The organism is uncultured Flavobacterium sp., assembly GCF_937967675.1.
Taxonomy (GTDB): domain Bacteria; phylum Bacteroidota; class Bacteroidia; order Flavobacteriales; family Flavobacteriaceae; genus Flavobacterium.
This window is the reverse complement of the sequence record NZ_CALBSN010000038.1, coordinates 1-6,406: the sequence shown is the minus strand read 5'-3', so window position 1 is coordinate 6,406 and position 6,406 is coordinate 1. Positions and strand designations below refer to the sequence as shown.

Annotated in this window: 5 protein-coding genes and 1 pseudogene; all 6 read left to right on the top strand. The window is 34.1% G+C overall.

All coding sequences use genetic code 11. From position 1 onward, the window contains the following. Positions 1–206: pseudogene (locus tag Q0075_RS02555) on the top strand (UDP-N-acetylmuramoyl-L-alanyl-D-glutamate--2,6-diaminopimelate ligase); the annotation flags it as partial. Positions 207–242: 36 nt separating this feature from the next. Further along, complete coding sequence (gene mraY / locus Q0075_RS02550) at positions 243–1,463, top strand: phospho-N-acetylmuramoyl-pentapeptide-transferase (protein WP_291109138.1); 1,221 nt, start codon at positions 243–245, stop codon at positions 1,461–1,463. A 1-nt stretch (position 1,464) separates the two neighbouring features. After that, positions 1,465–2,799: a UDP-N-acetylmuramoyl-L-alanine--D-glutamate ligase gene (gene murD / locus Q0075_RS02545; RefSeq protein ID WP_297868153.1), complete on the top strand. Its 1,335-nt coding sequence runs from the start codon at positions 1,465–1,467 to the stop codon at positions 2,797–2,799. A 21-nt stretch (positions 2,800–2,820) separates the two neighbouring features. After that, on the top strand, positions 2,821–4,176 hold the full coding sequence (locus tag Q0075_RS02540) for an FtsW/RodA/SpoVE family cell cycle protein (RefSeq protein WP_297868152.1): 1,356 nt from the start codon (positions 2,821–2,823) through the stop codon (positions 4,174–4,176). Then, positions 4,176–5,267, top strand: a complete 1,092-nt coding sequence (gene murG, locus Q0075_RS02535; protein ID WP_297868151.1) for an undecaprenyldiphospho-muramoylpentapeptide beta-N-acetylglucosaminyltransferase — start codon at positions 4,176–4,178, stop codon at positions 5,265–5,267. Before Q0075_RS02540 ends, murG begins: the two co-directional genes overlap by 1 nt. Before the next feature lie 40 nt (positions 5,268–5,307). Next, positions 5,308–6,406 (top strand): Mur ligase family protein (locus tag Q0075_RS02530; protein ID WP_297868150.1); only part of this gene is annotated, 1,099 nt, incomplete at its 3' end.

Sequence of the window (6,406 nt, the reverse complement as noted above, 5' to 3'; positions counted from 1 at the left end):
GAGTAGAGCCTCAAAATTTTAAGAAAACGGTTTCTATTTTAGATAGAAAACAAGCTATTAAAACCGCTTGTCAATTGGCAAATCCAAACGATATTATTCTTATCGCTGGAAAAGGTCATGAAACGTATCAAGAAATTAACGGAGTCCGTCATGATTTCGACGATTTACAAATTGTAACTGAGTTATTACAACAATTAAACAAATAAAAGCCAATAATTAATCTTTAAAACTAAGCAAACAATATGTTATACTACATCTTTCAATACTTAGACAAAGCCTTTGATGTTCCTGGAGCGGGAGTGTTTCAATACATTACTTTTCGCTCGGCATTAGCTTTTATTTTGTCCATATTAATTGCTACGATTTATGGAAAAAAAATCATCAACTATTTAAGAAATCAGCAAGTAGGTGAAACGGTTCGTGAACTTGGTTTAGAAGGTCAAACCGCTAAAGCAGGAACGCCAACAATGGGAGGAATTATTATCATTTTGGCGACTTTAATTCCGGTTTTGTTATTGGCGAAGTTGAATAACATTTACATTATTTTATTGATAATGACCACGCTTTGGATGGGAACTATCGGTTTTATTGATGATTATATTAAAATTTTCAAGAAAGATAAACAAGGTTTAAAAGGAATTTTCAAAGTTATTGGGCAAGTTGGTTTAGGTTTAATCGTTGGAACCGTTTTGTATTTGAGTCCAGATGTAACAGTTCGTAAAGACACTTTAACATCAAGAGTTAAAATTGAAAACAATATCAAACCAGCGGATTTAGAAGAAAAATCAACGGCAACAACAATTCCATTTTTTAAAAATAACGAATTTGATTACGCGGAAGTATTATCATTCATGGGTGATGATTACAAAGATTATGCTTGGTTGATTTTTATTCCAATGGTAATTTTAATCATTACAGCTGTTTCAAACGGAGCCAATTTAACCGATGGTATTGATGGTTTAGCCGCAGGGACTTCCGCAATTTCCGTACTCACACTCGGATTGTTCACTTTCGTTTCAGGAAACATCATTTTTTCCGATTATTTGAACATTATGTACATACCAAATGCTGGTGAAATGACGGTTTATATCGCAGCATTCGTTGGAGCTTTGGTTGGATTTCTTTGGTACAACGCATATCCAGCATCAGTATTCATGGGTGATACAGGAAGTTTAACTATTGGTGGAATAATCGCTGTAATTGCAATATCAATCCGTAAAGAATTATTAATTCCAGTTATCTGCGGAATTTTCTTAGCCGAAAATTTATCGGTTATGATTCAAGTGAGTTATTTCAAATATACCAAAAAGAAATACGGTGAAGGAAGACGAATTTTCCTAATGTCACCATTGCATCACCACTATCAGAAAAAAGGCTATCACGAAAGTAGAATCGTAACCCGATTTTGGATTGTTGGAATTCTATTGGCGATTTTTTCACTCGTTTCTTTAAAATTGAGATAAGATGCGACTGGTAGTTTTAGGCGGAGGCGAAAGTGGAGTAGGAACCGCCATCTTAGGAAAGAAAAAAGGATACGATGTTTTTGTGTCGGATTTTGGAAAAATAAAAGAGAATTATAAAGAAGTTCTTACCATTAATGGGATCGATTGGGAAGATGAAAAGCACACAGAAGAATTAATTCTGAATGCCGATGTAGTAATGAAAAGTCCAGGAATTCCCGAAAAAGCACCCATCGTAAAAAAGCTAATCGGAAAAGGAATTCCTGTAATTTCTGAAATCGAATTTGCTATTCAATTTACCGATGCAACAACAGTTGGAATCACAGGAAGTAACGGAAAAACTACCACAACGCTTTTGACGTATCACCTGTTAAAACAAGGTGGCTTGAATGTCGGTTTAGCTGGAAATATTGGAAAAAGCTTCGCTTGGCAAGTGGCCGAAAACAAGCACGATATTTATGTGTTAGAATTGAGTAGTTTTCAGTTAGATGGAATCATCAACTACAAACCACATATTGCGATTTTGACCAACATCAGTCCAGACCATTTGGATCGATACAATTACGATTATAGTTTGTACATCAATTCAAAATTTAGAATTACAAAAAATCAAACAGAAGCCGATTATTTGATATATGACAATGAAGACGAAGCGATTCAAAATTGGTTAAAGAATAACAAAATTAAAGCAAATAAAGTTCCTTTTTCATTAACAGGAAAACCTGAAAACGACGGAGGATTTATAGAAGATAACAAGATCAACAGTACTATTAAAAACGAATTATTTACTATGCCAATCAACGAACTAGCATTAGAAGGAAAACACAACATTAAAAATGCAATGGCAGCAACAGCTGTAGCGCAATTGTTGAACATTAGAAAACAAACCATCAGAGAAAGTTTGACTAATTTCCAAGGAGTAGAGCACCGATTAGAAAAAGTATTAAAAATTCAAGGCGTGCAATACATCAACGATTCTAAAGCTACGAATGTAAATTCGGTTTTTTATGCTTTGGATAGTATGAATACACCAACGGTTTGGATTGTAGGAGGTGTTGATAAAGGAAATGATTACGATGAGTTAATGCCTTTAGTTCGTGAAAAAGTAAAAGCAATTGTTTGTTTAGGTGTTGATAATACAAAAATCATCAACGCATTTAATAATGTGGTGGATGTGATGGTAGAAACCACTTCAATGTCAGAAGCAGTTCAATTAGCGCAACGTTTAGCAGAAAAGGGAGATAGCGTTTTGTTATCGCCAGCTTGTGCAAGTTTTGATTTATTCGAAAACTACGAAGACAGAGGTAAACAATTTAAACAAGCGGTTCACAATTTGTAACAATAAGCAATAAACAATAAAATGTTCGATATCATTGGTAAATTAAGAGGAGATAAAACCATTTGGGCTATAGTTTTTCTATTAGCTCTAGTCTCTTTTTTACCTGTTTATAGTGCTAGTACCAACTTAGTTTATGTTGTGGGTAACGGAACTACGATAGGACATTTGTTTAAACATGCGGTTCATGTATTATTGGGATTTGGAATCATTTATTGGATTCATAAAATGCCTTATCACTATTTCAAAGCGTTATCTATTTTTGGAATTCCTTTAGTGGTTTTGTTATTGGTTTATACTTTGTTTAAAGGAACAGAAATTGGTGGTGCAAATGCTAGTCGTTGGATTCAAATTCCGTTTGTAGGGGTGAGTTTTCAAACTTCTACTTTAGCCTTTATAATATTAATGGTTTATGTAGCTAGATATTTAGCAAAAGTAAGTGATAAAGAGTATTCTTTTAAAGAATCTTTTTTGGAATTATGGATTCCTGTTGGAGCGGTTTTGGCATTGATTTTACCAGCCAATTTTTCAACAACAGCTTTAATTTTCGCAATGATTTGCATGTTGATTTTTATTGGTCAATACCCTTTAAAGTATTTAGGGATTGTTTTAGCAATGGGATTCTCCGCACTACTTTTGTTTATTTTATTAGGCAAAGCTTTTCCAGATAATAAATATTTCAATAGGGTTAATACTTGGGAAAAGCGTATCGAACGTTTTACAAAAGACACGCCAAACGAAGATGATTACCAAATTGAAAAAGCAAAAATCGCTATCGCTTCTGGTGGAGTAATTGGATTAGGAGCTGGAAAAAGTGTTCAGAAAAATTTCCTACCGCAGTCTTCTTCTGATTTTATTTTCGCCATTATTGTAGAAGAATGGGGATTAGTTGGAGCGGTAACTATCATCGGATTGTATTTGTTATTGTTAATTCGATTTGTTATCAATGCTCAAAAGGCTACTAGTTTATTCGGAAAATTATTGATTATTGGTCTTGGTTTTCCAATCATATTCCAAGCATTTGTGAATATGGGAGTTGCTGTAGAATTATTGCCAGTAACAGGGCAACCTTTACCATTGATTAGTAGTGGAGGAACTTCCATTTGGATGACGTGTATCGCTGTCGGAATTATTTTAAGTGTGACCAAGAAAGAAGAAGAAGTTGCTTTAGACTTAGAAGAAAAACGCAAACGTGATGAAGCTTTACAACAAATTATCGATGCGCAAGTGGCTTTGAATGAAGAGAAAGAAGCGGATGAAAATCAGCAAAAAATAAACGATATTAAAAGTTCGATTAGAGAATCTTTAATCGAAGATGAAAACGGAGATGTGCTAGTAAACGGACAAAATCCAATGAACGCAGTTTTAAATAAAAAATAATGAAAAAACCAAGATTCATAATTAGCGGAGGCGGAACAGGCGGACATATTTATCCAGCCGTTGCGATTGCGAACGAATTAAAATCTCGTTTTCCTGAAGCGGAGTTTCTTTTTGTAGGTGCCAAAGATAAAATGGAAATGCAAAAAGTACCTCAAGCAGGTTACGCCATCAAAGGATTATGGATTTCGGGAATTCAACGAAAACTGACTTTAGATAATGCTATGTTTCCATTCAAATTACTTTCAAGTATGTGGAATTCATTCCGAATTATTAAAAGTTTCAAGCCTGATGTAGTAATCGGAACCGGAGGTTTTGCAAGTGGAGCCGTTTTGAAAGTGGCTTCGATGTTAAATATTCCAACGGTTATTCAAGAACAAAATTCATATCCAGGAATTACGAATAAATTATTAGCTAAAAAGGCGAATAAAATTTGTGTGGCTTACGAAAATTTGGAACGATTTTTTCCAAAAGATAAAATGATTTTAACTGGAAATCCAGTGCGTCAAGATTTGATTAACGAAGCAAGCAAAAGTGAAGCTATCGCTTATTTTAAATTAGATGCAAATAAAAAAACCTTGCTAGTTTTAGGCGGAAGTTTAGGTGCTAGAAGAATCAACCAATTGATTGAAAAAGAATTGGATTTTCTATTGAGTCAAAACATTCAAATCATTTGGCAATGCGGAAAATTATATTTGAATGATTACTCAAAATATAATGAAAAAGAAAACGTTCAAGTAGTAGCTTTTATTGATAGAATGGATTTGGTTTACGCTGCTGCAGATGTTGTAATTTCGCGCTCAGGAGCATCATCCGTTTCGGAATTATGTATTGTAGGAAAACCAACGATTTTCATTCCGTCACCAAATGTTGCCGAAGATCATCAAACGAAAAACGCAAAAGCAATTTCAGATAAAAACGGTGCCATTTTAATTAAAGAATCAGAATTAGATGCCCAATTTGAAACAGTTTTTTCTGATTTAATTTCAAACGAAAATAAACAAGCAGAATTAAGTCAAAACATAAAGAAATTAGCCAAACCTAACGCAACAAAAGATATTGTTGAAGAAATAGTAAAGCTAATCAAAAATTAAAAATAACTTGGCGCCTTAGCGTCTTTGTGGCAAGAAAAATATGAATCTAAATCAAATACATAACGTTTATTTCATAGGTATCGGAGGCATCGGAATGAGTGCTCTTGCTCGCTATTTTCAATACATTGGAAAAAAAGTAGTAGGTTATGATAAAACACCAACGCAGTTAACCGATGAGTTACAAGCTGTCGGTTTAGAAATTCATTTTGAAGATAATATCAATTTAATTCCAACCGATTTTTATGTTGAAAATACATTGGTAATCGTAACGCCAGCCGTTCCAGTTTCACATTCCGAATGGAATTATTTCATCGAAAGAGGATTTACTATTAAAAAGCGTGCTGAAGTTTTAGGAATTATAACGAAAGATACCTATTGTTTCGCTGTTGCAGGAACGCACGGGAAAACAACTACTTCAAGTATTTTAGGTCACGTTTTATATGAGAGTGGTGTAGATGTTACGGCTTTTTTAGGTGGAATTGTCGAAAACTATAATTCCAATTTAATTGGTTCTGGAAAAACGGTTACGGTGGTGGAAGCAGATGAATTTGATCGTTCGTTTTTGCATTTGCATCCAAACGTTTCTTGTGTAACTTCTATGGATGCGGATCATTTGGATATTTATGGAGATGCAGCAAGCATTGAGGAATCATTCAGAGAATTTGCAGCCAAAACGCCAAGCGAAAATTTATACATAATCAAAGGATTGCCATTAGAAGGAAATACTATCGGAGTTAATAACGATGCTGATTTTTCAGCTCAAAACATCCGAATTGAAAACGGATTTTATGTATTCGATGTGAAAACACCAACCGAAGTAGTTAAAAATGTAAAATTTGGCTTACCAGGTCATCATAATTTGACGAATGCTTTGTTGGCATTTGCAATGGCGAAATCGTATGGTGTTTCAAATGAGAAGATAATTAATGCTTTAGCAAGTTTTAAAGGAGTAAGAAGACGTTTTTCGTTTCAAATTAGAGAAGAAAAATTAGTTTATATTGATGATTACGCACATCATCCAACAGAAATTAACGCGGTGCATCAAGCGGTTCGTGAATTGTATCCAGGTAAAAAAATCATTGCGGCTTTTCAACCGCATTTGTTTAGTAGAACGAAAGATTTTGTGGATGGTTTTGCAG